This is a genomic window from Amycolatopsis stemonae (assembly GCF_054781455.1).
The window spans coordinates 846168-872102 of the sequence record NZ_BAAGUJ010000002.1; the positions used below are offsets into that span (position 1 = coordinate 846168).

General features: G+C 70.3%; 23 protein-coding genes. 10 read left to right on the forward strand and 13 right to left on the reverse strand.

Features of this window, described 5'->3' with window-relative positions; genetic code table 11:
- Window positions 1-7: 7 nt before the first annotated feature.
- Together ACYVLJ_RS10235 and pdhA are read right to left on the reverse strand one after the other, a co-directional pair.
- Complete coding sequence (locus ACYVLJ_RS10235) at window positions 8-1000, reverse strand: alpha-ketoacid dehydrogenase subunit beta (RefSeq protein WP_451970456.1); 993 nt, start codon at window positions 998-1000, stop codon at window positions 8-10.
- On the reverse strand, window positions 1000-2205 hold the full coding sequence (gene pdhA / locus ACYVLJ_RS10240; protein WP_451970453.1) for a pyruvate dehydrogenase (acetyl-transferring) E1 component subunit alpha: 1206 nt from the start codon (window positions 2203-2205) through the stop codon (window positions 1000-1002). The genes ACYVLJ_RS10235 and pdhA overlap by 1 nt, the downstream gene beginning before the upstream one ends.
- A gap of 434 nt (window positions 2206-2639) precedes the next feature.
- On the opposite strand from pdhA, the gene ACYVLJ_RS10245 reads away from it, so the two are divergent.
- Window positions 2640-4058 carry a M20/M25/M40 family metallo-hydrolase gene (locus ACYVLJ_RS10245; RefSeq protein WP_460438436.1) on the forward strand — a complete coding sequence of 473 codons (1419 nt, stop codon included), beginning with the start codon at window positions 2640-2642 and terminating at the stop codon, window positions 4056-4058.
- Window positions 4059-4113: 55 nt separating this feature from the next.
- Here ACYVLJ_RS10245 and ACYVLJ_RS10250 read toward each other — a convergent pair whose 3' ends face one another.
- Genes ACYVLJ_RS10250 through ACYVLJ_RS10260 form a run of 3 tightly spaced genes read right to left on the reverse strand, consistent with a single transcriptional unit; the run spans window position 4114 to window position 7566 of the window.
- A complete protein-coding gene (locus ACYVLJ_RS10250) occupies window positions 4114-4956 on the reverse strand; it encodes a transglutaminase family protein (RefSeq protein ID WP_451970448.1) in 843 nt (280 codons plus the stop codon).
- Window positions 4953-5900, reverse strand: a complete 948-nt coding sequence (locus ACYVLJ_RS10255; protein WP_451970446.1) for an alpha-E domain-containing protein — start codon at window positions 5898-5900, stop codon at window positions 4953-4955. Before ACYVLJ_RS10255 ends, ACYVLJ_RS10250 begins: the two co-directional genes overlap by 4 nt.
- A gap of 10 nt (window positions 5901-5910) precedes the next feature.
- Window positions 5911-7566, reverse strand: coding sequence for a circularly permuted type 2 ATP-grasp protein (locus ACYVLJ_RS10260; RefSeq protein ID WP_451970444.1), 1656 nt, complete (start codon window positions 7564-7566; stop codon window positions 5911-5913).
- A 148-nt stretch (window positions 7567-7714) separates the two neighbouring features.
- On the opposite strand from ACYVLJ_RS10260, the gene ACYVLJ_RS10265 reads away from it, so the two are divergent.
- The 4 genes from ACYVLJ_RS10265 to ACYVLJ_RS10280 are packed head-to-tail and all read left to right on the forward strand — an operon-like array spanning window position 7715 to window position 12733.
- Window positions 7715-8647 (forward strand): ABC transporter substrate-binding protein, encoded by a 933-nt coding sequence (locus tag ACYVLJ_RS10265; protein ID WP_451970441.1) that lies wholly within the window; start codon window positions 7715-7717, stop codon window positions 8645-8647.
- 17 nt (window positions 8648-8664) lie between these two features.
- Entirely contained in the window at window positions 8665-9597 is a 933-nt protein-coding gene (locus ACYVLJ_RS10270) for an amino acid ABC transporter permease (RefSeq protein ID WP_460438437.1), read from the forward strand.
- Window positions 9594-10367, forward strand: coding sequence for an amino acid ABC transporter ATP-binding protein (locus tag ACYVLJ_RS10275; RefSeq protein WP_451970435.1), 774 nt, complete (start codon window positions 9594-9596; stop codon window positions 10365-10367). Before ACYVLJ_RS10270 ends, ACYVLJ_RS10275 begins: the two co-directional genes overlap by 4 nt.
- Before the next feature lie 53 nt (window positions 10368-10420).
- Window positions 10421-12733, forward strand: coding sequence for an oxidoreductase (locus ACYVLJ_RS10280; RefSeq protein WP_460438438.1), 2313 nt, complete (start codon window positions 10421-10423; stop codon window positions 12731-12733).
- A gap of 38 nt (window positions 12734-12771) precedes the next feature.
- Here the strand turns inward: ACYVLJ_RS10280 and ACYVLJ_RS10285 are convergent, their stop codons facing one another.
- Window positions 12772-13347, reverse strand: a complete 576-nt coding sequence (locus tag ACYVLJ_RS10285) for a hypothetical protein (protein WP_451970430.1) — start codon at window positions 13345-13347, stop codon at window positions 12772-12774.
- Window positions 13348-13513: 166 nt separating this feature from the next.
- Here ACYVLJ_RS10285 and ACYVLJ_RS10290 point away from each other — a divergent pair, with 166 nt between their 5' ends.
- From ACYVLJ_RS10290 to ACYVLJ_RS10300, 3 genes are read left to right on the forward strand one after another with little or no spacing between them, the layout of a single operon-like run.
- The gene (locus ACYVLJ_RS10290; protein WP_460438633.1) at window positions 13514-15334 is read left to right on the forward strand and encodes an NHL domain-containing thioredoxin family protein; all 1821 of its coding nucleotides are present in this window, start codon (window positions 13514-13516) and stop codon (window positions 15332-15334) included.
- Between the two features lies 1 nt (window position 15335).
- Window positions 15336-15668, forward strand: a complete 333-nt coding sequence (locus ACYVLJ_RS10295) for a GroES family chaperonin (RefSeq protein WP_013230909.1) — start codon at window positions 15336-15338, stop codon at window positions 15666-15668.
- A 58-nt stretch (window positions 15669-15726) separates the two neighbouring features.
- On the forward strand, window positions 15727-17736 hold the full coding sequence (locus tag ACYVLJ_RS10300; protein WP_460438634.1) for a VanW family protein: 2010 nt from the start codon (window positions 15727-15729) through the stop codon (window positions 17734-17736).
- Between the two features lie 4 nt (window positions 17737-17740).
- Here the strand turns inward: ACYVLJ_RS10300 and ACYVLJ_RS10305 are convergent, their stop codons facing one another.
- Both ACYVLJ_RS10305 and ACYVLJ_RS10310 read right to left on the reverse strand, forming a co-directional pair.
- The gene (locus ACYVLJ_RS10305; protein WP_460438439.1) at window positions 17741-18448 is read right to left on the reverse strand and encodes a leucine-rich repeat domain-containing protein; all 708 of its coding nucleotides are present in this window, start codon (window positions 18446-18448) and stop codon (window positions 17741-17743) included.
- Complete coding sequence (locus tag ACYVLJ_RS10310) at window positions 18445-19281, reverse strand: helix-turn-helix transcriptional regulator (protein WP_451970422.1); 837 nt, start codon at window positions 19279-19281, stop codon at window positions 18445-18447. The genes ACYVLJ_RS10305 and ACYVLJ_RS10310 overlap by 4 nt, the downstream gene beginning before the upstream one ends.
- A gap of 118 nt (window positions 19282-19399) precedes the next feature.
- Between ACYVLJ_RS10310 and ACYVLJ_RS10315 the strand changes: the two genes are divergently transcribed.
- Window positions 19400-20782: an MFS transporter gene (locus ACYVLJ_RS10315; RefSeq protein WP_460438440.1), complete on the forward strand. Its 1383-nt coding sequence runs from the start codon at window positions 19400-19402 to the stop codon at window positions 20780-20782.
- On the opposite strand, the gene ACYVLJ_RS10320 is transcribed toward ACYVLJ_RS10315, so the two are convergent.
- From ACYVLJ_RS10320 to mug, 5 genes are all read right to left on the reverse strand, one after another.
- Window positions 20772-21065 carry a GlsB/YeaQ/YmgE family stress response membrane protein gene (locus tag ACYVLJ_RS10320; RefSeq protein ID WP_451970417.1) on the reverse strand — a complete coding sequence of 98 codons (294 nt, stop codon included), beginning with the start codon at window positions 21063-21065 and terminating at the stop codon, window positions 20772-20774. The genes ACYVLJ_RS10315 and ACYVLJ_RS10320 overlap by 11 nt on opposite strands.
- A 150-nt stretch (window positions 21066-21215) precedes the next feature.
- On the reverse strand, window positions 21216-21491 hold the full coding sequence (locus ACYVLJ_RS10325) for a GlsB/YeaQ/YmgE family stress response membrane protein (protein WP_451970414.1): 276 nt from the start codon (window positions 21489-21491) through the stop codon (window positions 21216-21218).
- Window positions 21492-21612: 121 nt separating this feature from the next.
- On the reverse strand, window positions 21613-23448 hold the full coding sequence (locus tag ACYVLJ_RS10330; RefSeq protein ID WP_460438441.1) for an acyl-CoA dehydrogenase: 1836 nt from the start codon (window positions 23446-23448) through the stop codon (window positions 21613-21615).
- 139 nt (window positions 23449-23587) lie between these two features.
- Window positions 23588-24373 (reverse strand): response regulator transcription factor, encoded by a 786-nt coding sequence (locus ACYVLJ_RS10335; RefSeq protein ID WP_451970408.1) that lies wholly within the window; start codon window positions 24371-24373, stop codon window positions 23588-23590.
- 284 nt (window positions 24374-24657) lie between these two features.
- Window positions 24658-25212 (reverse strand): G/U mismatch-specific DNA glycosylase, encoded by a 555-nt coding sequence (gene mug, locus ACYVLJ_RS10340; protein WP_451970405.1) that lies wholly within the window; start codon window positions 25210-25212, stop codon window positions 24658-24660.
- 27 nt (window positions 25213-25239) lie between these two features.
- Between mug and ACYVLJ_RS10345 the strand changes: the two genes are divergently transcribed.
- Complete coding sequence (locus ACYVLJ_RS10345; protein ID WP_460438442.1) at window positions 25240-25884, forward strand: class I SAM-dependent methyltransferase; 645 nt, start codon at window positions 25240-25242, stop codon at window positions 25882-25884.
- Window positions 25885-25935 lie beyond the last annotated feature (51 nt).

Genomic DNA, 25935 nt, shown 5'->3' on the forward strand with positions numbered 1-25935 from the left:
ATCCCCCTTACCAGGCGAGCGAACGGTCGACGGCGTGCAGCACCCGGTCCAGGTCGGGGAGGTAGTGCTCCTCGAGCTTGGCCGGCGGGTACGGCGTGTCGAACCCGGTCACGCGCAGGACGGGGGCTTCCAGCGAGTAGAAGCACTCCTGCTGGACGCGCGCGGCGATCTCCGAGGTCAGCGACGACTCGGACGGCGCCTCCGACAACGCGATCAGCCGGCCGGTCTTGCGCACCGACTCGAACACCGGGCCGAGGTCCAGCGGCGAGAGCGTGCGCAGGTCGATGACCTCGAGGGACTTGCCCTCGTCCTCGGCCGCGGCGGCCGCGTCGAGGGCGACCTTCACCGACGGGCCGTACGCGACGACCGTCGCCGTCGTGCCTTCGCGGACCACCTGGGACGAGAACACCCGCGACGGCGTCCCGGCCACGTCGATCTCCGCGCGCAGCGCACCCGAGTGGTACAGCCGCTTGGGCTCGAAGAACAGCACCGGGTCGTCCGACTTGATCGCCTGCTGGATGCCCCAGTAGGCGTCGGCGGCGTTCGAAATGGACACGACCTTGAGGCCGGGGATGTGCGCGAACAGCGACTCCGGCGACTCCGAGTGGTGCTCGACCGCGCCGATCCCGCCGCCGAACGGCACCCGGATCACGACGGGCATCTTGACCTTGCCCTGCGTCCGGTAGTGCAGCTTCGCCAGCTGCGAGGAGATCTGGTCGAAGCCCGGGAAGATGAAGCCTTCGAACTGGATCTCGCACACCGGCCGGAACCCGCGCACGGCCAGGCCGACCGCGGTGCCGATGATGCCGGACTCCGCCAGCGGCGTGTCCAGCACGCGCTGCTCGCCGAAGTCCTTCTGCAGGCCGTCGGTGATCCGGAAGACGCCGCCGAGCTTGCCGACGTCCTCACCCATGATCAGGACCTTGGGGTCTTCTTCCATCGCCCGGCGCAGGCCGAGGTTGAGCGCCTTGCCGATGGTGAGTTTCTGGAGGTCGGTCATCAGTGCTCACCCGCCGATACGAAGCCGTCGAGGTAGGACAGGAACTCTTCGCGCTGCGCGTCCAGCACCGGGTTGCCCTCGGCGTAGACGTTGCTGAAGATCCGGTCCGGCGGGGGCTCCGGCATGTTGAACGTGTAGTCGCGCAGTTCGGCCGCGAAGGCGTCGGCCTCGGCCTGGACGCTGTCGAAGAACGCCTGGTCGGCACCGCCACCGCGGGCCAGGAACGCGCGGACGCGCTCGATCGGGTCCTTGAGCTTCCACTCCTCCAGCTCGTCGGAGAGCCGGTAGCGCGTCGGGTCGTCGGTCGTCGTGTGGGCGTCCATCCGGTAGGTGAACGCCTCGATCAGGACCGGGCCGTTGCCGTGGCGGCACTCGTCGAGGGCCCAGCGCGACACCGCCAGGCAGGCCAGGACGTCGTTGCCGTCGACGCGGATGCCGGGGAAGCCGTAGCCGCGGGCGCGCTGGTACAGCGGCAGGCGCGACTGGCGCTCGGTCGGCTCGGAGATCGCCCACTGGTTGTTCTGGCAGAAGAACACCAGCGGCGCGTCGTAGACGGCGGCCCAGACGAATCCTTCGTGGACATCGCCCTGCGAGGTCGCGCCGTCGCCGAAGTAGCAGATGGTGGCTTCGCCGTCGTCGTCGCCGACCTTGCCCTCGAACTTCTGCCCCATCGCGTACCCGGCGGCGTTGAGCACCTGGTTGCCGATCACGATGGTGTACGGGTGGAAGCCGTGGCCCTGGTAGTCCCAGCCGCTGTGGTCGGTGCAGCGGAAGATGCCCAGCAGCTCCTTCATGTCGACCCCGCGCGCGTACGCGACGCCGTGCTCGCGGTAGCTGGGGAACGCCATGTCGTTCTTCTTCAGCGCGCGGCCCGAGCCGATCTGCGCGGCTTCCTGGCCGAGCAGCGGGACCCAGATGCCGAGCTGGCCCTGGCGCTGCATCGCGTTCGCTTCGCGGTCGGCGCGGCGCACCAGCACCATGTCGCGGTAGAGCCCGCGCAGCGCTTCGGCGTCGATGTCGTCGACGTACTTGTCGAACTGGGGCGAGGGGACCCGTTCGCCTTCGGGGGTGAGCAGCTGAGTCAGCTCAGCGCCACCTTCGCTGGTTGCTCGCAATCCGGCGATCACCTGTTCGGGGGAGGGCTGGGCCGATACGGCGGCCGGGCCGTCTCCAGGCTCCGGGTGCGTCCACTGTTCGGACGGCATGCGCTGTACTCCTTGGTGTCGGTGCCTCTGGCGGCCGCTTGTGGCGACCACAGCGACTGCACCGGCGGGGACCAGCGCATCGGGTCCGAAGCGCTCGGTCACCGTCGGCGTTGACGGTTCTCGCCGACATCCTGGCACGAAGGTCCGCGCTTTGGTGAGCCACGGTTGCTGATTTGTTGCTGAGAAACGGGCTCTGAACAGGGAAAACGTTAGGAAGACCTAGCTTCGGACCTACGAGAGTAGGGAGTCGGTCCGCCTGCTCACCAGGGGTGTCCGCACGCGTACTTGCGCGTGCGGACACCCGTACACACTCTCCGTCGACGTGCTGTGATGTGCCGCACGGCGGCACTGGCAGCTTTTCGGGGGCTCCGGGTGGCGGAGCCCCCGGCCCGGGGCGAAGCCCCGGTTGTCAGGTGCGTGGCACGATGGGCCGCGTGGAGCAGAAATCCGTTCGTGAATCCGTGGTGGCCTCGTGGACCAACGACGTCACCCCGAGCTTGTCCGGGCTGGTCGCGATCCCCGCCCTGTCCCCGGCCTTCGACGCCGACTGGGCGAACAGCGGGCACCTCGCCGCGGCCGTCGAGCACGTCCGCGCCTGGATCGCCGGGCGTGACCTGCCCGGCGCGACGCTCGAAGTCGTCCAGCTCGAAGGCCGCACTCCCCTGTTGCTCGTCGACGTCCCGGCGACCCCGGGCGCGGCGGACAAGGGCACCGTCCTGATGTACGGCCACCTCGACAAGCAGCCCCCGGTCGGCGGCTGGTCCGAAGGCCTCGACCCGTGGACCCCGGTGATCCGCGACGGCCGGCTGTACGGCCGCGGCTCCGTCGACGACGGCTACTCCGGCTACGCGGCGACGACGGCGATCGAAGCCGTCCACGCGGCCGGCGGCGAGCACGCCCGGATCGTCGTGCTGCTGGAGACCGGCGAGGAGTCCGGCAGCCCCGACCTCCCCGCGTACGTCGAGCACCTGGCCGACCGCATCGGCGACGTCTCGCTGGTGGTCTGCCTGGACGCCGGCGGCAGCGACTACGAGCGGTTGTGGCTGGTCACGAGCCTGCGCGGGATGCTGCACCTCGACGTGAACGTGCAGCTGCTGGGCTCGGCGCAGCACTCCGGCGTCGCTTCGGGCGTCGTCGCGAGCTCGTTCCGGATCCTGCGGCACCTGATCGAGCGGCTCGAGGACAGCGCGACCGGCGAACTGCTGCTGGACGAGCTCAAGGTGGACGTCCCGGCGAACCGGCTCGCCGAGCTCAAGGCCGTCGCACAGGACTTCCCCGAGGCACTGACGAAGGCGTTCCCGCTGGTCGAAGGCGGCCGCGTGATCACCGAGGACGCGCTCGAGCTGATGCTCAACAACGCGTGGCGCCCGACGCTGTCGGTCATCGGCGCCGACGGCTTCCCGAAGCCCGCCGACGCCGGCAACGTGCTGCGCGAGAGCACCACGCTCACCCTGAGCTTCCGGCTCCCGCCGACCGCGGAGGCCGAGAAGGCGCTCGAGGCCGTGAAGAACGCGCTGACCACGGACGTCCCGTACGGCGCGAAGGTCACGCTCGGCTCGCCGCAGGCGGAGAACGGCTGGAACGCGCCGACCGAAGCACCGTGGCTGACGACCGCGCTGCGCCGCGTCAGCGACGAGGTCTTCGGCCGCCCCCACCGCGCGACCGGCATGGGCGGGTCGATCCCGTTCATGGGCCTGCTCTCGCGCAAGTACCCGGAGGCGCAGTTCCTGGTCACCGGCGCGTGCGGAGCGGACTCGAACATCCACGTGCCCGACGAGTGGCTGCACCTGGACTACGCGCAGCAGGTCACCGAGGCCGTCGCGCACATCCTGGACGCGCACGCCCACGGCTGACCGCGGCTTCCACGTGAAAGCGCCCCTCCAGGTCGCTTTCACGTGGAAGTGCCGCTCAGGCCAGCCGGGTCAGCTGCACCGAGACGTCCAATGTCGACTGCCCGCCGCCGGTGAAGATTCCCTTCAGCGGCGCCACGTCCGTGTAGTCGCGGCCCATCGCCACCCACACGTGCCGTGGGCCGACCGGGATCGCGTTCGTCGGGTCGTACGCCCACCAGCCGCCCGTCCAGACGTCGACCCAGGCGTGGGACTCGCCCTCCACCACCTCGCCGAGCTTCGCGTCCGGCTTCGTGTGCAGGTAGCCGGACACGTACCGCGCCGGGATGCCGATCGCGCGCAGCATCACCAGCGTCACGTGCGCGAAGTCCTGGCACACGCCTTCGCGTGCCTGCCACGCGTCGGTCGCCGTCGAGTGGACGCCCGTGGTGCCCGGTTGGTACTTCAGCTGCTTGTTCACCCACTCGCACACCGCCAGCACCGACTCCGCCGGGTCCAGCCCGCGGCGCAGCGAGCGGGCCTCGCGTGCCAGCGTGGCGTCGCGCGGGGTGTAGTCGGTCGGGGTCAGGTACTCCGTGCGGTGGTCGACGACCGTGTCGCTGCGGAGTTCCGTCCACGACGCCGTCCGGATCGGTTCGGCTTCGTCCGCCGTCTCGACCACCGACGTCGCCAGGACCGTGAACTCCGTGTGCGGTGCGTGGAGGTCGAACGACGTCACGACCGTGCCCCAGTAGTCCGTGTACCGGTACGCGCGCGTCGCCGGGGTCGTCTCGATGCGGGTCGCGACCGTCGTCTGGCGGCGGTCCGAACGCGGGGTCAGCCGCGCCTCGTTGTACGACTGCGTCGCCGGTGTCGCGTACCGGTACCCCGTGCGGTGCGCCACCCGCAGCTGCCACGTCACAGGGAAACCTCCGCACCGCTCCACGCCACCCACGGCGACGTGCTGAAGTACTGCAACGACACCGCTTCCCCGATCTCCTTGATCGTCGTCTGCAACGCCCCGAGCCGCCGCGGCAGGTCGGTCAGCAGGTCCGCCGGGCGGAGGAACTCCAGCTCGCTGCGGGCCCGGCCGAGCTGGCGCAACGCCTCGGACTTCTCGTTGCTGCGCGAGCCGCCGCCCGGGTCGAGCCGCTGCAGGCACTCCTCCGCCTGCCGCAGCGCGTGGAACACCGAGCGCGGGAACAGCGTGTCCCGCACCAGGAACTGCACGACGCGGCCGGCGTCCAGCGCGCCCCGGTACGTCCGGAGGTACGTGTCCTGCGCGCCGGCCGAGCGCAGCACGGTGATCCAGCCCGGCGAAGACGCGCGGTCGGCGACCCGGGAAAGCATCAGCCGCACCACCATGTCCGCGCGTTCGATCGAGCGGCCCAGCACCATGAACAGCCAGCCGTCGTCGCGGGACATCGTCGAGTCGGCGAGGCCGGCGAACATCGCCGCGCGCTCCTCCACGAACGACAGGAACGCGTGCGGCCCCGCGCGCCGGGCGTAGCGCTGCCGGTCGGGCACCGCGTTCCACGTCGCGTTCAGGCATTCCCACAGCTCGGTCGAGACGACTTCGCGCGCGCCGCGCGTGTTTTCGCGGGCCGAGTTGATCGAGCCGACGATCGAGGCGGGGTTGTCCTTCGCGTACGCCACCAGCTCGGTCAGCTTCCACACGTCGAGGGCGTCCGTGCCCTCCGAATCGATGCCCAGGACGGCCAGCAGCTGCCGGCTGGCGTAGTCCGGGTCGACGGTCGCGTCTTCCAGCAGCTGGTGGACCGAGACGTTGAGGATCCGGGATGTGTCGTCGGCGCGTTCGACGTACCGGCCGATCCAGTAGAGCGACTCCGCGTTGCGGGCGAGCATCCGAACCTCCCTAGCTCTGCTGTTGCTGCTGTTGCTGGGACGAGGTCAGCTCGGGTCCCTGCTCGGCGGTCAGGCCGTCCACAGTGGACATCGCACCGAGCGCGGGCTGTTCGAGCTCGCGCTCGGCCGTCGACGCGCGGGACGCGAGCACCCACGTGTCCTTCGAGCCGCCGCCCTGCGACGAGTTGACGACCAGGCTGCCCTCCGGCAGCGCCACCCGCGTCAGGCCGCCGGGGAGGACGAAGATGTCCTTGCCGTCGTTGACGGCGAACGGCCGCAGGTCGACGTGCCGCGGCGCCAGCCGGTCCTCGACCTTCGACGGCACGGTCGAGAGCTGGACCACCGGCTGCGCGATCCAGCCGCGCCGGTTGGCCCGCACCTTCCGCCGCAGCGTCGCCAGTTCCGCCGGAGTCGCTTCGGGCCCGAAGACGATCCCGTAGCCGCCGGAGCCTTCGACCGGCTTGACGACCAGCTCGTCGAGGTGGGCCATCACGTGGTCGAACTCGTCCGGCAGCCAGCACCGGTAGGTGTCCACGTTGGGCAGCAACGGCTTCTCGTTGAGGTAGTACTTCACCATCTCGGGCACGTAGGTGTAGACGAGCTTGTCGTCGCCGACGCCGTTGCCGATGGCGTTCGCGACGACGACGTTGCCCGCGCGCGCCGCGTTGAGGACGCCGGCGATGCCGAGCACCGAGTCCGGCCGGTAGTGCACCGGATCGAGGAACTCGTCGTCGATGCGCCGGTAGATGACGTCGACCTGGCGCTCGCCCTCGGTCGTCCGGAGGTAGACGACGTTGTCACGGCAGAACATGTCGCGGCCTTCGACCAGCTCGACGCCCATCAGCCGGGCCAGCAGCGAGTGCTCGAAGTACGCCGAGTTGTAGACGCCGGGGGTCAGCACGACGACCATCGGGTCGGCGACGTTCGCCGCGGCCGCCGCGCGCAGGGCCCGGAGCAGGTGCGACGCGTAGTCGCCGACCGGCCGGACGCGGTGCTGGGCGAACAGGTCCGGGAAGACCCGCGCCATCGTCCGCCGGTTCTCCATCACGTACGACACCCCGGACGGGTTGCGGAGGTTGTCCTCCAGCACCCGGAACGTGCCCTCCTCGTCGCGGACCAGGTCCACTCCGGACACGTGGATGCGCACGCCGTTCGGCGGGTTGATGCCGAACGCCTCCCGCTGGAAGTGCTCGCACGACGTGATCAGCCGCCGCGGCAGCACGCCTTCGCGCAGGATCTGCCGGTCGCCGTAGATGTCGGCGAGGAACGCTTCGAGCGCGCGGACGCGCTGGGCGACGCCGCGCTCGAGCTTGGTCCATTCGGCCGCCTGGATCACGCGCGGGACCAGGTCGAGCGGGAACGGCCGCTCCTGCCCGGACAGCGAGAACGTGATGCCCTGGTCGACCATCGCCCGGTCCAGCGCGAGCGACCGCGAGTTGAGGTCGTGCGCGTCGAGCGCGGCGATCGACTCGTACAGCGCGCGGTACGGGCCGCGGACCGTGCCGTCGGGCGCGAACATCTCGTCGTACGCGCCGGCGTGCGGGCGTTCCGGCGAGAGGTACCCGTCGAACCGGGCCCCGGGCCGGGTGATCCGGCGGGTCGTCGCCTTCCTCGCGCGTCGACCGGACGGGGGCAGCCGAGGCGGGGTGGGATTCATGAACGACATCCTGACCCACGTGGCCACGAACGCGCGACACTCCCACGCTGGTGGGCGCGGTGTGAAACGTCGCCGTAACTCACCAGTGCTGTGCTTTGGTATGGATGAGTGGCAATATGCGTGCTCTCACGAACTGAGAACTACGAGGAGTGACGACGTGGCCCGAGGAACCCAGCTCAAGGCGATCGCGCTGCTGCCTGCGTTCGCCCTGGTCGGACTGACCATGGCGTGCGGGGCCGGCGGCAGTGGCGCGGGTGGTGTCGCGTCCAGCAGTGCCGCGCCCGGTGCGTCGTCGGGTGACACCGGCACCGTGGCCAAGGACGACTCGCTCGCCGCGATGGTGCCCGCCGACGTCAAGACCGACGGCAAGATCGTGGTCGGCCAGGACCAGAGCTACCCGCCGAACGAGTTCCAGGACGGCGGCAAGGCGACCGGCTTCGACGTCGACCTCGGCACCGCCATCGGCCAGGTGCTCGGCGTGCAGATGGAGTTCCAGAACTCCTCGTTCGACGGCATCATCCCGGGCATCGGCGCCAAGAAGTACGAGATGGGCATCTCGTCGTTCAGCATCAACAAGGACCGGCTGCAGTCGGTCGACATGATCTCCTACTACAGCGCGGGCACCTCGCTGGCCGCGCTGAAGGGCAACCCCGACGGCCTCAAGGCCGACGACCTGTGCGGCAAGAAGATCGCCGTCCAGAAGGGCACCACCCAGGTCGAAGACCTCGACAAGAAGAACGCCGCCTGCACCGGCTCGGGCAAGCCGGCCATCGAGGTCACGCAGCTGCAGGCCCAGACGGACGTCAACCTGGCCCTCACCGCCAAGCGCGTGCAGGGCGAGCTGGCCGACTCGCCGGTCATCGACTACGCGGTCAAGCAGACCAACGGCCAGCTCGAGTCGGTCGGTGCGCCCTACGACACCGCGCCGTACGGCATCGTGCTGCCGAAGAACAGCGGCGACTTCGGCAAGGCCGTCCAGGGCGCGATCCAAAAGCTGATCGACAGCGGCGCCTACAAGAAGATCCTGGACAAGTGGGGCCTGAACGCCGCGGGCGCGGTCACCAAGTCGGAGATCAACCCGGCCTCCTGAGTTAAGGACCGATTTTCGTGAGTTCCTCCGAAGCGCCTCCCGCCGAGGCGCCGATCGACGCCGAGCCCATCACGGCCGTCCCGGTGCGCCACTACGGGCGCTGGGTGGCCGGGGTGATCATCGTCTTCCTGGCGTTCATCGTGATCCGCAGCGTGATCACGAACGACGCCCTGCAGTGGCCGGTCGTCGGGGACTACCTCTTCGACGACCGGGTTCTGCGCGGCCTGCAGAACACGCTCATCCTGACGGTGATCTCGATGATCATCGGCATCGCCGGCGGCATCCTGCTCGCCGTGATGCGGCTGTCACCGAACCCGCTGACCTCGGGTGCGGCGGCGATCTACATCTGGCTGTTCCGCGGCACGCCTCTGATCACGCAGCTGATCATCTGGAACTTCCTGGCGCTGGCGTACCCCCGGCTCGGGCTGGGCGTGCCGTTCGGGCCGGAGTTCGTCAGCTGGGACACCAACCAGCTGATCACCCAGTTCACGGCGTCGCTGCTCGGGCTCGGCCTCAACGAAGCCGCGTACATGGCGGAGATCGTGCGAGGCGGCATCCAGTCGGTCGACTCGGGCCAGCTGGAGGCGGCGAGCGCGCTCGGCATGAGCCGGACGAAGACCCTGCGGCGGATCATCCTCCCGCAGGCGATGCGGGTGATCATCCCGCCGACCGGCAACGAGACGATTTCGATGCTGAAGACGACGTCGCTGGTCGTGGTCATCGGCTACTTCGAGCTGATGGTCGCGGTGCAGACCATCTACTCGCAGAACTACAAGACCGTGCCGCTGCTCATCACGGCCGCGGCCTGGTACCTGTTCATGACGTCGGTGCTGACCCTGATCCAGTTCCAGATCGAGAAGCGGTTCTCGCGCGGCACGTCGCGGGACGTGGTCCAGCGGCAGGGTTGGGCGGCGCGGATGTTCAGCCGGGGTGGAGGGAACGCCCAATGACCCCTGTGGTGTCCGCACAGCGGATCTGCAAGAGCTTCGGCTCTGTCGACGTCCTCAAGGGCATCGACCTCGAGGTGCACGAGCGCGAGGTGCTCTGCCTGATCGGGCCGTCCGGCTCGGGCAAGTCGACACTGCTGCGCTGCATCAACCACCTCGAGAAGATCGACGCCGGCCGGCTCTACGTCGACGGCGTGCTCGTCGGCTACAAGCAGCGTGGCGACAAGTTGCACGAGCTGCGCGAGAAGGAGGTCGCGTTCCAGCGCAAGGACATCGGGATGGTGTTCCAGCGGTTCAACCTCTTCCCGCACATGACCGCGCTGGAAAACGTGATGGAGGCGCCGATCCAGGTCCGTCGCGAGCCGAAGGCCCAGGTGCGGCAACGTGCCCTGGAGCTGCTGGAGCGCGTCGGGCTCGGGGACAAGGCGAAGAACTACCCGTCGCAGCTGTCCGGCGGGCAGCAGCAGCGGGTCGCGATCGCGCGGGCGCTGGCGATGCAGCCGAAGCTGATGCTGTTCGACGAACCGACGTCCGCGCTGGACCCGGAGCTCGTCGGCGACGTCCTGGGCGTGATGAAGCAGCTGGCCAAGGACGGCATGACCATGGTCGTCGTCACGCACGAGATGCAGTTCGCGCGCGAGGTGGCGGACAAGGTCCTGTTCATGGACGGCGGGGTCGTCGTCGAAGAGGGCCCGCCCGACCAGGTCATCGGAAGCCCGCGCGAGGAGCGGACGAAGTCGTTCCTCGCCCGTGTACTCAACCCGAATGCCTGACGAACACCGTTCACGTTCGCTACTTTGAAGGAGGGTGAGGGAGGGGGCGGCTCATGACGACCGAAAATGCGCTGCCACCTCTCGACCCCTTCGCGGGCATTCCCGACCGCCGGTACGAGGTCAAGGCGTCGGACCTGCTCAAACCCGGCAACGGCGGGTTGCTGCGCTGGCGGCGGCAGGCCACGAACGCCCCGATCGTCTACGTCGAGGACGCCTACATCACCGGCACGCTCGACCTGCGGGCCGCCGACCTCAAGTACCTGTTCCGCTTCGAGCGCTGCCGGTTCGAGCAGCCGCCGGACGTGCGCGAGGCGAACCTGCTCGGCCTCGTGTTCCGCAAGTGCTGGCTGCCCGGGCTCAAGGCCCGCAACATGCGCAGCCGCAACGACGTCCGGCTGATCCGCAGCGTCGTGCAGGTCGACGGCGCCGACCGCGAGATCGAGGAAACCACCGTGCAGCGCGGCGACGACCGCGAGCGCGGGATGCCGAACGCCGCGGTCAACCTGACCGACGCGGTGATCGAGGGGTCGATGGTCCTCACGCGCACCGTCATCTCGCACCCCCACGGCAAGGCGATCCAGGCCGACCGGCTCGTGCTGACCGGCGCGCTGCTGGCGTACCGGATGGTCGCGAACGGCGAAGTCCGGCTCCCCGGCGTGCGGACCGGCGGTAACGTCAACTTCTCCGGCGCCACGCTCAACAACCCGGACGGCTTCGCGCTCAACGGCAACGGACTGCAGATCGGCGGCAGCCTGCTCTGCGAAGTCGACAACTACGGGCCCGCCAGCCAGCGGAAACGCTTCTCCGCCACCGGGATCATGTACCTGCCGAGCGCCACGGTGGCCAGCGACATCGTGCTGCGCGAGGCCAAGCTGACGGTGTCGCAGCAGGGCCCGATCGCCGTCGACGCGTGGAAGTCGAACGACCCCTACCTGGACCCGCGGCCCGCGCTGGTCTTCGACCGGATGCGCGTCGACGGGAACGTCGAGCTGTCCGACGGCCTGCAGGCGCTCGGCACGCTGCGCATGGTCAACGCCCGGATCGGCGGCTCGCTGCGGCTGGCCGGCGCCGAAGTGAGCGTCGTGCGCGGCAAGTCGCAGCCCTACTACGACCGCGCGCTGCACCTGGACGGCACCGAGATCGGCGGCGACATCGAGGCGACGAGCCTGCGCGTGCCGACCGGGCAGCTGCGGCTGGCCGACGTCACCGTCGGCGGCAACTTCCTGGCCTGGAACTCGATGTTCCGCCACCCGGGCCGGGACGTGTTCTCGGCGCGCCGCTCGCGGATCGCGGGGAACTTCCAGCTCACGGACGCGACGATCCACGGCACGCTGCGCCTGCAGGGCGTCGAGGTCGGCGGCAGCATCAACCTCGCGGGCACCCGGCTGACCGACCCGGGACGCCGCGCGACCAGCAGTTTCTCCCTGGACGTCCGGACCGGCCGGGTCGGCCGCGACCTGACGCTGCGGGACAACAACGGCCGCCCGTTCGTCGCCGAGGGCGGCGTCAACCTCGACGGTGCCCAGGTCGCCCGGCGCGTCGACCTGCGGGGTTCGCAGCTGGGGTCGCTCTCGCCGTTCTTCGTGGCGCTCGACGCCGGCGACGTCGCGGCGGACGAGTTCACGCTGACGCCGAGCGTGCCGCCGGCCGGCCGGGTCGTGCTGCGCCGCGCCCACTGCGGGACGCTGACCGACAACGAGGCGTTCTGGGCCGCGGCCGAGGGCATCGAGCTGGAGGACTTCCGCTACGACGCGCTCGGCAAGAGCATCCCGCTCGACGACGACAAGGCGCTCGACCACCGCATCGAGCTGCTGAGCCGAGCGATGCGCGGCTACCGCCCGGGACCGTACGACCAGTTGGCGCACATGCTGCGCGCGGCGGGGAACGAAGAGCACGCCTCGACGGTGGCGTTGCGCAAGCAGCAGTTCCGCTACGAAGCGCTGGCCGGGGGGTTCAAGTTCTTCGGCCCGGGCGTGCGGCTGTGGAGCTGGCTGCAGCGCTCGATGGTCGGCTACGGCTACCGCCCGGTGCGCGCGCTCGGCTGGCTGTTCACGCTGCTGGTGCTGGGCAGCCTGTGGTTCGGCCTGGGCACCGACGACTGCGTGCACTGGAAGTCGGACGAAACGCACCAGATCATCGCGAACGGCCCCCGCTGCGTGGTGAACCAGCAGGACACCGGCCTGCAGTGGAACGCGGTGATCTACACGGCGGACCTGCTGGTGCCGATCGTCGACTTCGGCAACAAGTCGCGGTGGTACATGCACGGCGCGGACAACTGGGTGGCCGCGGGCTTCACGGCGTCGGGCTGGATCCTGGCGACCACGGTGGCGGCGGGCGTCAGCCGGATGCTGCGCAGGGAAAGCTAAGTCTTTCTAGTCCTGGTGCTAGACGAGCGAATAGCCGGTTAGTCGATGAAGCGCGACCAGAAGTCGATGTACCGCGGCCCGTCCGGCGGGGCCGTGCTGATGCCGCCGGTCGCGAACTCGCGGTGCAGGTAGTCGCGCAGGTCACAGCCGTAGACGATGATGTCCGTCTGGTACACCGACAGCACCGGGTAGCCGGTCGTGCCGGGCAGCCCCGGCAGGTAGCGGTGCCCGCAGACCGGCACCAGCTGGGGGACGTCGGCCAGCCGCCGGCGGGCTTCGCGGACCGCGTCCTCCGGGCCGACCGGGCGGGTCCCCCACTCCGGCAGCCAGAAGCCGTTGTGCTCGACGTCGTACAGCACGCCGTCGACCGGCCAGGCCAATCGTTTGCGCAGCTGCTCGGGGTTGCCGCAGCGCCAGTCCGGCCAGCGGTCGCCGATCGGCACGCCGGCGGCCAGGAACGTCCGGTGGTCGGCGGCGAAGCGGAAACCGAACCGGCGCTCGACGTCGTCGAGCTCGGGTTCGGTCAGCCCGGGACGCACCGGTTCCCGGAGGTTCTCCTGCAGGTGCCGGGCCTCCTCCAACGAGAGGGCACCGGCCGGCTGGACGGGGGTCATGACGACGAGCGTAAGCGGCGGCTCACCCCGCCGCGCGTTCTTTTCCGCCGTCTTCACGGGGCACCCCCGTGGGGTGAGTTTGTTCTCTCATCGGCCGGACTTCGGAACAGGTCGTGAACGCGTGTAGTTCACTCTTGCCGTGACTTCACCCCGACCGCAGGCCCGCGTGCGCGCTCCCGAGCTGCGCGGCGACGTCTGGCTGAACACCGGCGGCCGCCCGCTGACCCTCGCCGAGCTGCGCGGGCGCATCGTCCTGCTGGACTTCTGGACCAGCGGCTGCATCAACTGCCTCCACGTGCTCGACGAGCTGCGTCCCCTCGAAGCCGAGTTCGCGGACGTGCTCGTCACGATCGGCGTCCACTCGCCGAAGTTCCTGCACGAGGGCGAGCGCGCGTCGATCGAGGCCGCGGTCCGGCGCTACGAGGTGCACCACCCGGTCGTCAACGACCCGAAAATGGACCTGTGGTCGCAGTACGCGGTCCGCGCGTGGCCGACGCTGGTCGTCGTCGACCCCGAGGGGTATGTCGTGCACGTCGCAGCGGGCGAAGGGCACGAAGAGGCGCTTCGCCGCGTCATCGCCGATCTCGTCACCAAGCACGAAGCGAAGGGGACGCTCCGGCGTGGCGGCAGCCCGTACGTGGCGGTCGAAGAGCAGGTCAGCGAGCTGCGGTTCCCGAGCAAGGCCGTCGCGACCGCCGAGGGGCGCGTCCTCGTCGCGGACACCGGGCACCACTCCGTCGTCGAGTTCGCTTCGGACGGCGAGACCGTCATCCGGCGCTTCGGCAGCGGCGAGCGCGGCGGCCAGGACGGCCCGTTCGACGTCGCGACCTTCGCCGAGCCGTCCGGCATCGCGCTGCTGCCCTACGACGTCGCCGAGCGCGCCGGCTACCACGCCGTCGTCGCCGACACCGCCGGCCACCGGCTGCGCGGCCTCGACCTGATCACCGGCGAGGTGAAGACGGTCGCCGGCACGGGCGCCCAGTGGCGCACCGGCCCGGACTCGGGCAAGGGCCCCGACGTCGACCTGAGCAGCCCGTGGGACGTCGCCTGGTGGGGCCCGGCCGGCGGGGTCGTCGTCGCGATGGCGGGCAACCACACGCTGAGCGTGTTCGACCCGGTGTCCGGCACGATCCGCCGCTTCGCCGGGACGACCGTCGAAGGCCTCAAGGACGGCGATGTCGCCGAGGCGTTCTTCGCGCAGACCTCGGGCCTCGCCGCGGACGGCGACAAGCTGTGGCTCGCCGACGCGGAGACGTCCGCCCTGCGCTGGATCGAGCCCGACGGCGAGTCGTTCACGGTGCACACCGCGATCGGCGTCGACCTGTTCTCGTTCGGTCACACCGACGGCCCGGCCGACCAGGCGCTGCTGCAGCACCCGCTCGGCCTCGCGGTGCTGCCCGGCGACAAGATCGCGATCGCGGACACCTACAACGGCGCCGTCCGCAGCTTCGACGTCTTCACCCGCGTCGTGACCACGATCGCCACCGGGCTCTCGGAGCCGCAGGGACTCCTGCTGCACGACGGCGAACTGCTGGTCGTCGAGTCCGCGGGCAACCGGATCGCCCCGCTGGACTCGTCCTCGGAGCCGACGGTCGTCTCGGGCGACGCGCACGCCGTCCGCAGACCGCCGACGGTCCTGGCCCCTGGTGAGATCGACTTTTCGGTGGTGTTCACGGCGCCGCCGGGCGAGAAGCTCGACGACCGCTTCGGCCCGTCGACGCGGTTGGAGATCAGCGCCTCACCCCCGTCGCTGCTGGCCGGCGGCGACGGCACCGGCACGGACCTCACGCGCAAGATCCAGCTCGCGCCGGGCGTGACGGAAGGCGTGCTGCAGGTGGTCGCGCAGGCGGCGAGCTGCGACGACGGCGGCGACCACCCGGCGTGCCGCATCACCCGGCAGGACTGGGGCGTCCCGGTGCGCCTCGCCGCGGACGGCGCGCACGAGCTGAGCCTGGTCATGGCGGGGGAACCCCGGCCCGCCGAGTAACATGCAGGCCGTGTCTGACGGGCCGAAACTCGAGATCCAGATGCTGCACGACCGGGTGCTCGTGCGGCTGTCCCCGGAAGAGGGCGAGCGCCGCAGCAGCGGCGGCATCGTGATCCCCGCCACCGCACAGGTGGCGCGGCGGCTCGCCTGGGGTGATGTACTGGGCGTCGGCAACAGTGTGCGGAACGTCAAGACCGGCGACCGCGTGCTCTTCAACCCGGAGGACCAGCTCGAGGTCGAGATCCAGGGCGAAGGGCACCTGGTGATGCGCGAACGCGACATCCACGCCGTGGCGACCGAGCGCACCGAGCACGGCACGGGGCTCTACCTGTAGGTCGGGTCCCGCGGAGGGCGGGGGCGTGGCAGACGACGAGGCACCCTCGGAGGAGCCGGTGGCCGAAAGCAATCCGGCCGCCGAAGCATCCACCGAGCCCGAACCGGCGGGGGCCGAGGGGCCGAGCGCCGCCGAGGAGCCGGGCGCCGCCGAGCCGCCGGTCGCCGAGCCGCCGGTCGCCGAGGCGCCGGTCGCCGAGGCGCCTGCCGTCCTGGAACCTGCTGAAGAGCCGGGTTCCGAGCTCGAGCCGGAAGAACCCGCGACCGTCGTCGCGGAGCCCGCTACCGATCTCTTCGCCGATGATCTGCTCGGTGAACTCCTCGAAACCCCCGCGCCGCCGCGGGCGCCCGAGACTTCGGGTGCTCGGATGCGCCGGGGGGTTGCGCGCACGATGATGGCCATCGGGATCGCGCTCGGGCTCTTCGTCATCCTCTACGCGCTCGACCTCATCACCAGTGCCGGAGATGTGCCGCGCGGGGTGACCGTTGCCGGCATCGATGTCGGGGGGCTTACCCATGCCGAGGCGGAAGCCAAGCTGCGCAAGGAACTCGAGCCGCGGCTCACGCGGCCCGTCGTCGTGCACGGTGGTGATGTGCAGGCGACGCTCGTTCCCGCGCAGTCCGGGCTGGGGCTCGACTGGCCGAACACCCTCGGCCTCGCCGGGCACCAGCCGCTGAGCCCGATCACGCGGATCATGTCCTTCTTCACCAGCCGCGAAGTCGGCGTCGCGACGCGGACCGATCCGAACCAGATCGGCCAGGCCGTGCGCGAGCTCGCCGAGGGCAAGCTGAACCACCCGGCCACCGAAGGCGCCGTCGGGTTCACGCCCGTTCAGGGCAGCGACGGCGGCGTCACGCCCTACCCGATCCTGCCGCGGCAGGGCCAGCAGCTGACCGACCTCGCCGGTGCCGTGCACACCGTCACCGACCACTGGCTCGACGCCGGCGGGGTCAAGCTCGCCATGGCGATCACGCCCGTGAAGGCGACCGCGGCCGGGGTGCAGGCCGCTTACCAGCAGATCGTCGTGCCCGCGGTGGCGAAGCCGGTCGTCGTGCACGGGCAGGGCAAGGACGTTCCCCTCAAGCCGGACGCCATCGCCGGGTCGTTCCAGTTCGCCGCGGTCGAAGGCGGGGCCGTCGAGGTCCGCATCGACCAGGGCAAGCTCCAGGCTGCGCTCAAGGACGGCCTCGCGAGCACCGAGACCGACGGCAAGGACGCGCAGATCGTCTTCACCGGCGACCAGCCGGCCGTCGAGCCGTCCGAGGACGCCCGGAAGGTCAACTGGGAAAAGACCTTCCTGCCCCTCGTCGACGTGCTCAAGAAGACCGACGGCCGGGACCTGCCCGTCGTCTACAGCGCGTCGAAACCCAGCGTGAGCACCGACGACGCCGGCGCGCTCGGCATCAAGGAGGTCGTCGGCGAGTTCACCACCGGTGGCCTGGCCGGCCCGGCCGCGACCAACAACCGGACGCTCGCCGCCCGCGTGTCCGGCGCGATCGTCAAGCCCGGCGAGACGTTCAGCCTCGGCGCCCGCTCCGGCCCGCGCACCGCCGACAACGGCTACGTGCCCGCCCCGGTCGAGGAGGACGGCACCGGCGCGACCGTCGTCGGCGGTGGCGTCTCGCAGCTGGCGTCCACTTTGTACAACGCGGGCTACCTCGCGGGCCTGGCCGACGCCGGGCACCTCGAGCACGACCACTACCTCGACCGCTACCCCGCCGGCCGCGACGCCAAGGCCGTGAACGCCGACGGCAGTCCGGTCGAGCTCAAGCTGACCAACGACACCCAGACCGGGATCGCCATCCAGGCCACGGTTTCCGGCGACTCCGTGACGGTCCGGATCTGGGGCACCCGCCACTACCGCGTCGAGAGCCAGACCGGCGCGCAGACCCCCGGTGACCCGCCGCCGGTGCAGTTCGGTGGAACCGATCCGTGCGTGCCGTCGATCGGGACACCCGGCTTCAGCGTCACCGACACGCGCGTGCTCTACGACATCGCGAGCGGCGCCGAAGTCCGGCGCACGTCGCACACCGCGACCTACGGTCCGCGTCCGACCATCCTCTGTTGAGCCGTCAGCGAAGGACCATGCACCCCGCCTCCTCGAAGTCGCGCAGCCACGCCGGCTCCCGGAAGTCCTTGTTCCACCGCAGATCCAGCTTGTCCAGTTTGGACAGGGAGGCGACGGACGCCGGCAGCGTCGTCAACGCGTTCTCCCGCAGGTCCAGCTGACGCAGCTCGGTCAATGAGCCGATCGAGTCCGGAAGCGAACGCAGCCGGTTCCCGCGCAGGTGCAGCTCCCGCAACGCGCCGAGCGCACCGATCGACTCCGGCAGGGAGTCCAACGCGTTGCGGTACAACCGGAGTTCGCGCAGCGACGCGAAGCCCGAGAGATCGGCGGGAAGCGCCGTCAGCCGGTTGTCCGTGCACCCCAGGTACCGCAACCGGTCCAGCCGGCACCACGCCGAAGGGAACGACGACAGCCGGTTGTCGCTGACGTACAGGTACTCGGTCAGCCCGGCCAGGTCGCCCAGCTCGTCCGGCAGGGAGTCGAACTCGTTGTGCGCCAGATCCAAGGTGTGCACCGACTTCAGCGCCGAGATGCCCGGTGGCAGCGAAGACAGCCGGTTGGCCGCGAGGTTGAGCACCTCCAGCCCGGTCTGTTCCCACAGCGACGCGGGCACGGCCGTGAGGGAGTTCTCGTACAGGTCCAGTCGGGTCACCCCCGGGGGCAGCGCCGGGAACGACGTCAGCCCCTGGCCGCCGAGCTCGACCGACGTCATGACGACCGCCGTGTCGAAGGCAGCAGGGCCCAGGTGGCCGGGTCGTCCGGAGTGGACACCTGGACCCGCAGGCCCGGCACCTCCGACACCGCCAGCTCGGTCAGCCGGAAGGTCATCCGCCCGGCCCGCGGGTGGTGCAGCCGGCGCAGCCGCGCCCGCGGTTCGGCCACCTCGTGCCGCTCCCACAGCGCCGCGAACTCCGGGCTCAGCGCCGACAGCCGGCGGATGTCCTCCTCCCAGGACGGTTCGCCGACGTGCCCGCCGTACTCGGCCCGCATCCGCGCCACCATGTGCGGGACCTCCTCGTCGTAGTTCAGCAGGAACTCCCGCGCCTTCGGCTCGGTCACGCAGCACCACAGCAGGTTCTTGTGCAGGCAGGGCAGGCTGTGCCACTCCCAGAACAGCTCTTCCTGCGCCGCGTTCGACGCCAGCACGTCGAACCGGCCGTTGACCACCGTGGCGGGCAACGGATCCAGCGCGCGCAGCACCTCGCGCACCGCGTCCGGCACCACTTCGGCCGACGACGGCAGCCGTGACGGGGTCAGCTCCGCCAGCCGGTACAGGTGCTCCCGCTCGATGTGGTCCATCCTCAGCGTGCGCGCCACCGCGTCGAGCACCTGCGCGCTCGCGTTGATCGGCCGCCCCTGCTCGAGCCACGTGTACCAAGTGACGCCGACGCCGGCGAGCAGCGCCACCTCTTCGCGGCGCAACCCGCTCGTACGACGGCGTACGCCGGGCGCCAGCCCGACCTCTTCCGGGCCGATCCGCGCCCGGCACGCCTTGAGGAACCGGCCGAGTTCCTCCCGGCTCGTGCGAACCTGCGTGTCGGTCATGGGGACATGGTGCCCGAGGGGTACGACAGTTTCGGAAGACCCGGCGAAGCAGGTACTCCCGGCACCAGCATCCGCAGGCTCTCTCCGCGCGAAGCCGAAGAGAACCAAGGTCAGCCGCATGACACTGACCACCTCTGCCCCGGCCACCCCGGACCGGGCCGCCCGAGGAGACCGGCGGCCGTGGTTCATGCTGGCCGTCCTGCTGCTCGGCCAGTTCATGGCGCTGCTCGACGTCACCGTCGTGAACGTCGCCATGACCGGCATCCGCACCGACCTGCACGCCTCCGGCGCCGCGCTGCAGCTCGTCGTTTCCGGCTACACCGTGGGCTACGCGATGTTGCTGATCACCGGCGCCCGCCTCGGCGAGCTGTTCGGGCGGCGCCGGCTGTTCGTCACCGGCGTCGTCACGTTCACCGTCTGTTCGCTGCTCTGCGGTCTCGCGCCCGGCGCGGCGGTCCTGGTCGTCGCGCGAGTCGCGCAGGGCGCCGGGGCCGCGTTGATGATGCCGCAGGTCGTCAGCGTCATCCAGGCGCAGTTCACGGGGGCCGCGCGGGCGAAGGCGCTCAGCGCGTACACCGCCGTCATCTCCGTCGCGTTCGTGTCCGGCCAGGTGCTCGGCGGGGTGCTCGTCGGCGCCGACCTGTTCGGGACGGGCTGGCGGCCGGTCTTCCTGGTGAACGTCCCGCTCGGCGTGCTCGTGGCCGTGCTCTCGGGGAAGCTGCTGCCCGCCGGTGCCGCGAAGGCGGGCCGACGGCTCGACCTGGCCGGGCTCGGGATCGCCGCGCCCGCGGTGGTGCTCGTCGTGCTGCCGCTGGTGCTCGGGCACGAAACCGGCTGGCCCGCCTGGACGTTCGCCTCGATCGCCGTGGGCGCGCTGCTGGCCGTGTTGTTCGTGGTCGTCGAACGCCGGGTGCGCGAACCGCTCGTCGACCTCGCCGTGCTCAAGATCCGCGGTGTCGCCCCGGGGCTGGCCACGCTCGCGGCGGGAGTCGCGTCCTACGGCGGGTTCCTCTTCTGCGTGGCGCTGCACCTGCAGTCGGGCCTCGGCAAGACGGCGATGGCCGCCGGCTTGGCGATGGCGCCCGGCGGGGTCGTCTTCGGGCTGTGCGGGTTCTTCTGGAACCGGCTGCCGCGGCGGGTGCACGCCTGGCTGACCCCGTGCGGGTACGTGGGGTCCGCCATCGCCTACGTGCTGCTCGGGCTGGGCCGGGACGGCGGGACCCTGTTCGTCGTCGCCCTGCTGCTGTTCGGCCTGTCGATGGGACCGGCGTTCGGCTCCCTGATGGTGAACGCGCTGACGCACGTGCCGCCCGAGCGCGCGGCGGACGTCAGCGGCCTGCTGACCACCACGTTGCAGCTGGGCCAGGTCGTCGGCGTCGCCACCTTCGGCAGCCTGTTCCTGACGCTGGCCGTGACGTCGTCCGCGACCGCCCTCACCACGGCGATGGCCTGCGCCGCCGGGCTGCTGCTCGCCGGCGCAGGCCTGGCGCTCAGGCGGTAGAGCGGCTGCCGCCCTTGACCTTGGCGTAGATCCCCGAGGCCAGGATGACCCCGACGACCGCGGCGACGATCTGGAAGATGTGCCGGATCCAGTCGATGCCGGAGGTGTCCCGGACGCCGAACACCCCGGCCAGCCAGTTGCCGATGAACGCCGCGACGATGCCGACGACGATCGTCAGCCAGATGGGGATCTTCTGGTCGCCCGGCGCGAACAGCCGGCCCAGGACGCCCAGGATCAGGCCCACGATGATCGTCGAGATGATGCCCCAAAGTCCGCCGAGCACGGTTGCCTCCTCGGATTGCGCAATAAGCGCCACGGTGGCACCGATGCGGGCTCGTCGCCCGCCTTGCCCCCCGATGGAGTGAGCGGCGAAGAAAGGCCCGGGCCGGTCCGCCCCCGACGACGGACCGGACCGGGCCGGCTGGGGAAAGCGCTACCTGCTGACGCCTCGGCGGCCGTACGCGCCGGCGGCGATGCTGACGCCGATCGCGGCCACGACGACCTGCGTGAGGATCTCCAGCCAGTCGATCCCCTTGGTGTCGGCGTAGCCGAGACCGCGCGCGATGGCCGTGCCGATGAAGGCGGCGACGATGCCGATCACGATGGTCAGCCAGATCGGGATGCTCTGCTTGCCGGGGGCGACCAACCGTCCGAGGACACCGATGATCAACCCGATGATGATGGCGCCAAGGATGCTGCCGATGGTCATCGCTTCTCCTCTCCAGGATCCGCGGCCGCGCCGCGAACTCGGTGACCGGAATGCCCTCATCGGGTGAAGCTGAAACACGAAAAGGGCCCTCCTCACGCGAGGAGGGCCCTTTTCGTGACGATCAGAACGCGGCTTCGTCGAGCTCCATGAGCGCGTTGTCGGCGGCCTCCACGATCGCGCGGCGGGCGGTCAGCTCCGGCAGCACCTGCTTCGCGAAGAACGAGGCCACGGCGATCTTGCCCTCGTAGAACGGGACGTCCTTGGCGGACGCGCCCGCGTCGAGCTTGCCGATGGCGACCTCGGCGTGCTTGAGCAGCTGCCAGCCGATGAGCAGGTCGCCGACCGACATCAGCAGGCGGACCGTGTGCTGGCCGACCTTGTTGATGCTCTGCGGGTCCTCCTGCGACGCGGTCAGGTAGCCGATCAGCGAGCCGAGCATGCCCTGCGTGTCCTCGAGGGCCTGCTTGAGCAGCCCGCGCTCGTTCTTGAGCCGGCCGTTGCCCGCCTCGGACTCGATGAACTTCGTGATCTCGCCGGCGACGAAGGCCAGGGACGCGCCCTTGTCGCGGACGATCTTGCGGAAGAAGAAGTCCAGGGACTGGATCGCCGTGGTGCCCTCGTAGAGCGAGTCGATCTTGGCGTCGCGGATGTACTGCTCGATCGGGTAGTCCTCCAGGAAGCCGGACCCGCCCAGGGTCTGCAGCGACTGCACGAGCTGCTCGGTGGCGCGCTCGGAGCCGACGCCCTTGACGATCGGCAGCAGCAGGTCGTTCACGCCGTGCGCGACCTTCTGGTCACCCTCGCCGGTCCACAGCTGGTCCTGGAACGACGCGGTGTACAGGTACACCGCGCGCAGCCCCTCGGCGTAGGCCTTCTGCAGCATCAGCGAGCGGCGGACGTCCGGGTGGTGCGTGATGGTGACGCGCGGCGCGGTCTTGTTGAGCATGTTCGGCAGGTCGGCGCCCTGGACGCGCTCCTTGGCGTACTCGAGCGCGTTGAGGTAACCCGTCGACAGCGTCGCGATGGCCTTGGTGCCGACCATCATCCGGGCGTACTCGATGACCTGGAACATCTGCGCGATGCCGTCGTGCACCTCGCCGAGCAGCCAGCCCTTGGCCGGGGTGCCGTGCTGGCCGAAGGTCAGCTCGCAGGTCGTCGAGGCCTTGATGCCCATCTTGTGCTCGACGTTCGTGACGTAGGCGCCGTTGCGCTCGCCCAGCTCGCCGGTCTTGGTGTCGAAGTGGAACTTCGGCACGAGGAACAGCGACAGGCCCTTGGTGCCCGGCTTGGTCTCGATGCCCGGACCCTCGGGGCGCGCCAGCACGAGGTGCATGATGTTTTCGCTCATGTCGTGCTCGGCGGAGGTGATGAAGCGCTTCACGCCGTCGATGTGCCAGGAGCCGTCCTCCTGCTTGACGGCCTTGGTGCGGCCCGCGCCGACGTCGGAGCCGGCGTCCGGCTCGGTCAGCACCATCGTCGCGCCCCAGGCGCGGTCGATCATCAGCTGCGCCCAGTGCTTCTGCTCTTCGGTGCCGTTCTTGTCGACGATCATCGCGAAGTTCGGGCCCGCCATGTACATGAACAGCGGGGCGTTCGCGCCGAGGATCAGCTCGGAGGCGGCCCACTGGACCGTGGGGGGCAGGCCGAAGCCGCCGAGGTCGTTGGTCAGGCCGAGGCGCCACCATTCGCCGTCGATGAGCTGCTGGTAGCTCTTCTTGAACGACTCGGGGATCTTGACGCTGAAGGTCTTCGGGTCGTACACGGGCGGGTTGCGGTCGGCGTCGGCGTAGGACTCGGCCAGCGGACCGGTGGCGAGCTTGTTCAGCTCGGACAGCACACCGCGCGCGGTCTCTTCGTCGGACTCGGCGAGTACGCCCTTGCCCAGGCGCTCCTGCACGCCCAGGACCTCGAAGAGGTTGAACTCCAGGTCTCGGACGTTGCTCTTGTAGTGGCCCATGTCGTCACTCCAATGTGTTCGGCTCCCCGGCCGGGCACATGTTCGCCTTACTCGCCGGTAACTTCAGGATATTACCTGCGGGTAACTGGAGCAAGCAGATCCGCACTTCCGGGTGCGGAAATCCGGGTGGTTTCCGGGGTCAGCGCTGGCCCGGGAGGGCCGTTGTGTCGGCGGTCACCGGCACGTGGCCGTCTTCGGCGCGGGCGATGAGGATCCCACCGCGGAAGGCGATGGTGACCGCGTGCGTCCGATCGCGCGCGGAAAGCTTCCGCAGGATGCTCTTGACGTGCGTCCGGACCGTCTCGACGGACAGGAACAGCAGCTTCGCGATCGCCGAGTTCTCCAGGCCTTCGGCGACCAGCTGGAGCACCTGGTACTCGCGCCGGGACAGCGGCATCCCGCCGCGCGGCGCCGGCGGGCTGTCGTGGGCGAGGCCGTCCTTCGGCACGGTCGCCCGTTTCGGCCGGGCGGTGAGCGCGGCCAGCGCCGGGTCGATGTACCGGCGCTCGGTGTGCGCACGCCGGATCGCTTCGGCGAGCCGCCGTGAATCGATCGACCGCGGCACGATCGCGTGCGTGCCCGCGGCGATCGCGGCCGCGAGGTACTGCTGCGTGCGGTTCGTGTCCCGGATCAACGTGACCAGGATCAGTGCCGGGTCGCCGGCGTTGAGCAGCTTCGTCAGGTGGCAGTTCGGGTCGAGTGCCGAATCGAGCACGACGACGTCCGGCTTGACCTGCTCACACAGCTGCAGCGCGGCGTGGTGGCTGGCCGCCTGGCCCGCCCAGTGCAGCCCCTGGCTGCGGTGGACGAGCGCGGCGAGGCCGTCGCGAAAGATCGGGACCGGATCGACGACCGCCACGCCGAGACTGCGCCCGCCGGGTCCGATCGGCCCAGCGGGCCTGCGGGTGGGCTCGATGCCGTGCATCGTGGGCCTCCGTCTCTGCGCCGTCGCTCCTGGGACGCCTGACGCGTCCCCTCGGTTCACGCGTCCGGCACCACCCGGTCCCCCCTGCGGGACCGGCCAAAAGTGACTCCTCCTGCTTGGTACGAGTCGCGATTGCGCAGCTCATGACGCCAATTCCCCCTCATGGCCCAATCCGCTGGTCACAGCAAACTATGGGTAGAAGACGATCTTGAAGAGGTGGCTCGGCCGAGCTGGGGAGGACCCGATGGGGCTGTTGGTGCTACTGAGGGTGGCTCGCCGGTTGTTCAACGATTTCGACGCGCTTCGGATGCGCTCCGCAGGGCGGCGAACTCCTCCGCCAGCCCGGCCGGCGTCCAGTGCGCGTTGAGGCCGCTCGGGTTCGGCAGGACCCACACGCGCGTGCTCCCGATCCGGTGCTCCTGACGGCCGACGCGCGCCTTCGGGAAGCCGAAGGCGGTCCGGTAGGCGGTGATCCCGACGACGGCCAGCCACCGCGGCCGGTACTCGAGCACCTTCGCTTCGAGGAGCTTCCCGCCTTCGCGGAGTTCGTCGCCGGTGAGCTCGTCGGCACGGGCGGTCGTCCTGGCGACGACGTTCGTGATGCCGAGCTTCAGGTCGAGCAACGCGTCCTGCTCGCTCGGCGCGTACAGCCGCGGCGTGAAGCCGCCGTGGTACAGCGCGGGCCAGAAGCGGTTGCCGGGCCGCGCGAAGTGCTGCTGCAGCGCGCCGGAGTAGAGGCCGGGGTTGATGCCGCAGAACAGCACGTCGAGGCCGGGCGCGATGACGTCCGGGATGGTGGTGTCGTGCGCGGCGGCGAGCTGGTCCTTGGTCGGTCTCACGGGCTCAGTTTCCGGCATGCTCGTGGGATGGAGGTCACCGCGGACGGGTGTTCGGTCGAGGTCTACCGGTTGCTGCCCGCCGCGGGCGAGCCGGAGATCGTGCACGACGCGGTCGCGCCCGGGGCGTCGATCCTCGAGCTGGGCTGTGGGGCCGGCCGGGTCACGCACCCGCTGCTGGAGCTGGGGCATCCCGTGGTCGCCGTCGACGATTCGCCGGCGATGCTCGCGCACGTCCGAGCGGAGACGGTGTGCGCGCGGATCGGCGAGCTGGACCTCGGCCGGACGTTCGACGCGGTCCTGCTGGGGAGCCACCTGATCAACACGGCACGGGTGCGGGACCGGCAGGCGCTGCTCGCCGCCGCGCGGCGCCACCTCGCCCCTTCCGGGCGGTTGGTCGTCGAGTGGCACCCGACCGAGTGGTTCGGCTCGGTCGCGTCCGGGCAGGGCGGGCGGCTCGGGGAGGTGGACCTCGAGCTGGCCGACGTGGTCCGCGACGGCGACTTGCTGTCGGCGACGGTCCGCTATTCGGCCGGCGGGCGGCGGTGGGACCAGGAGTTCACCTGCCGCCGCCTGGTTCTCGACGAGGCCTTGGCCGGGGCTGACCTGGTCTTCGAGCGCTGGCTCACCTCCGACCGGACCTGGTTCGCTGCCCGAGCCCGTCGCGGGGGGTAGCGAAGTCGCCACGGACCTGCGTACCCTGTGTGATCTCCCGCACAGCGCCGT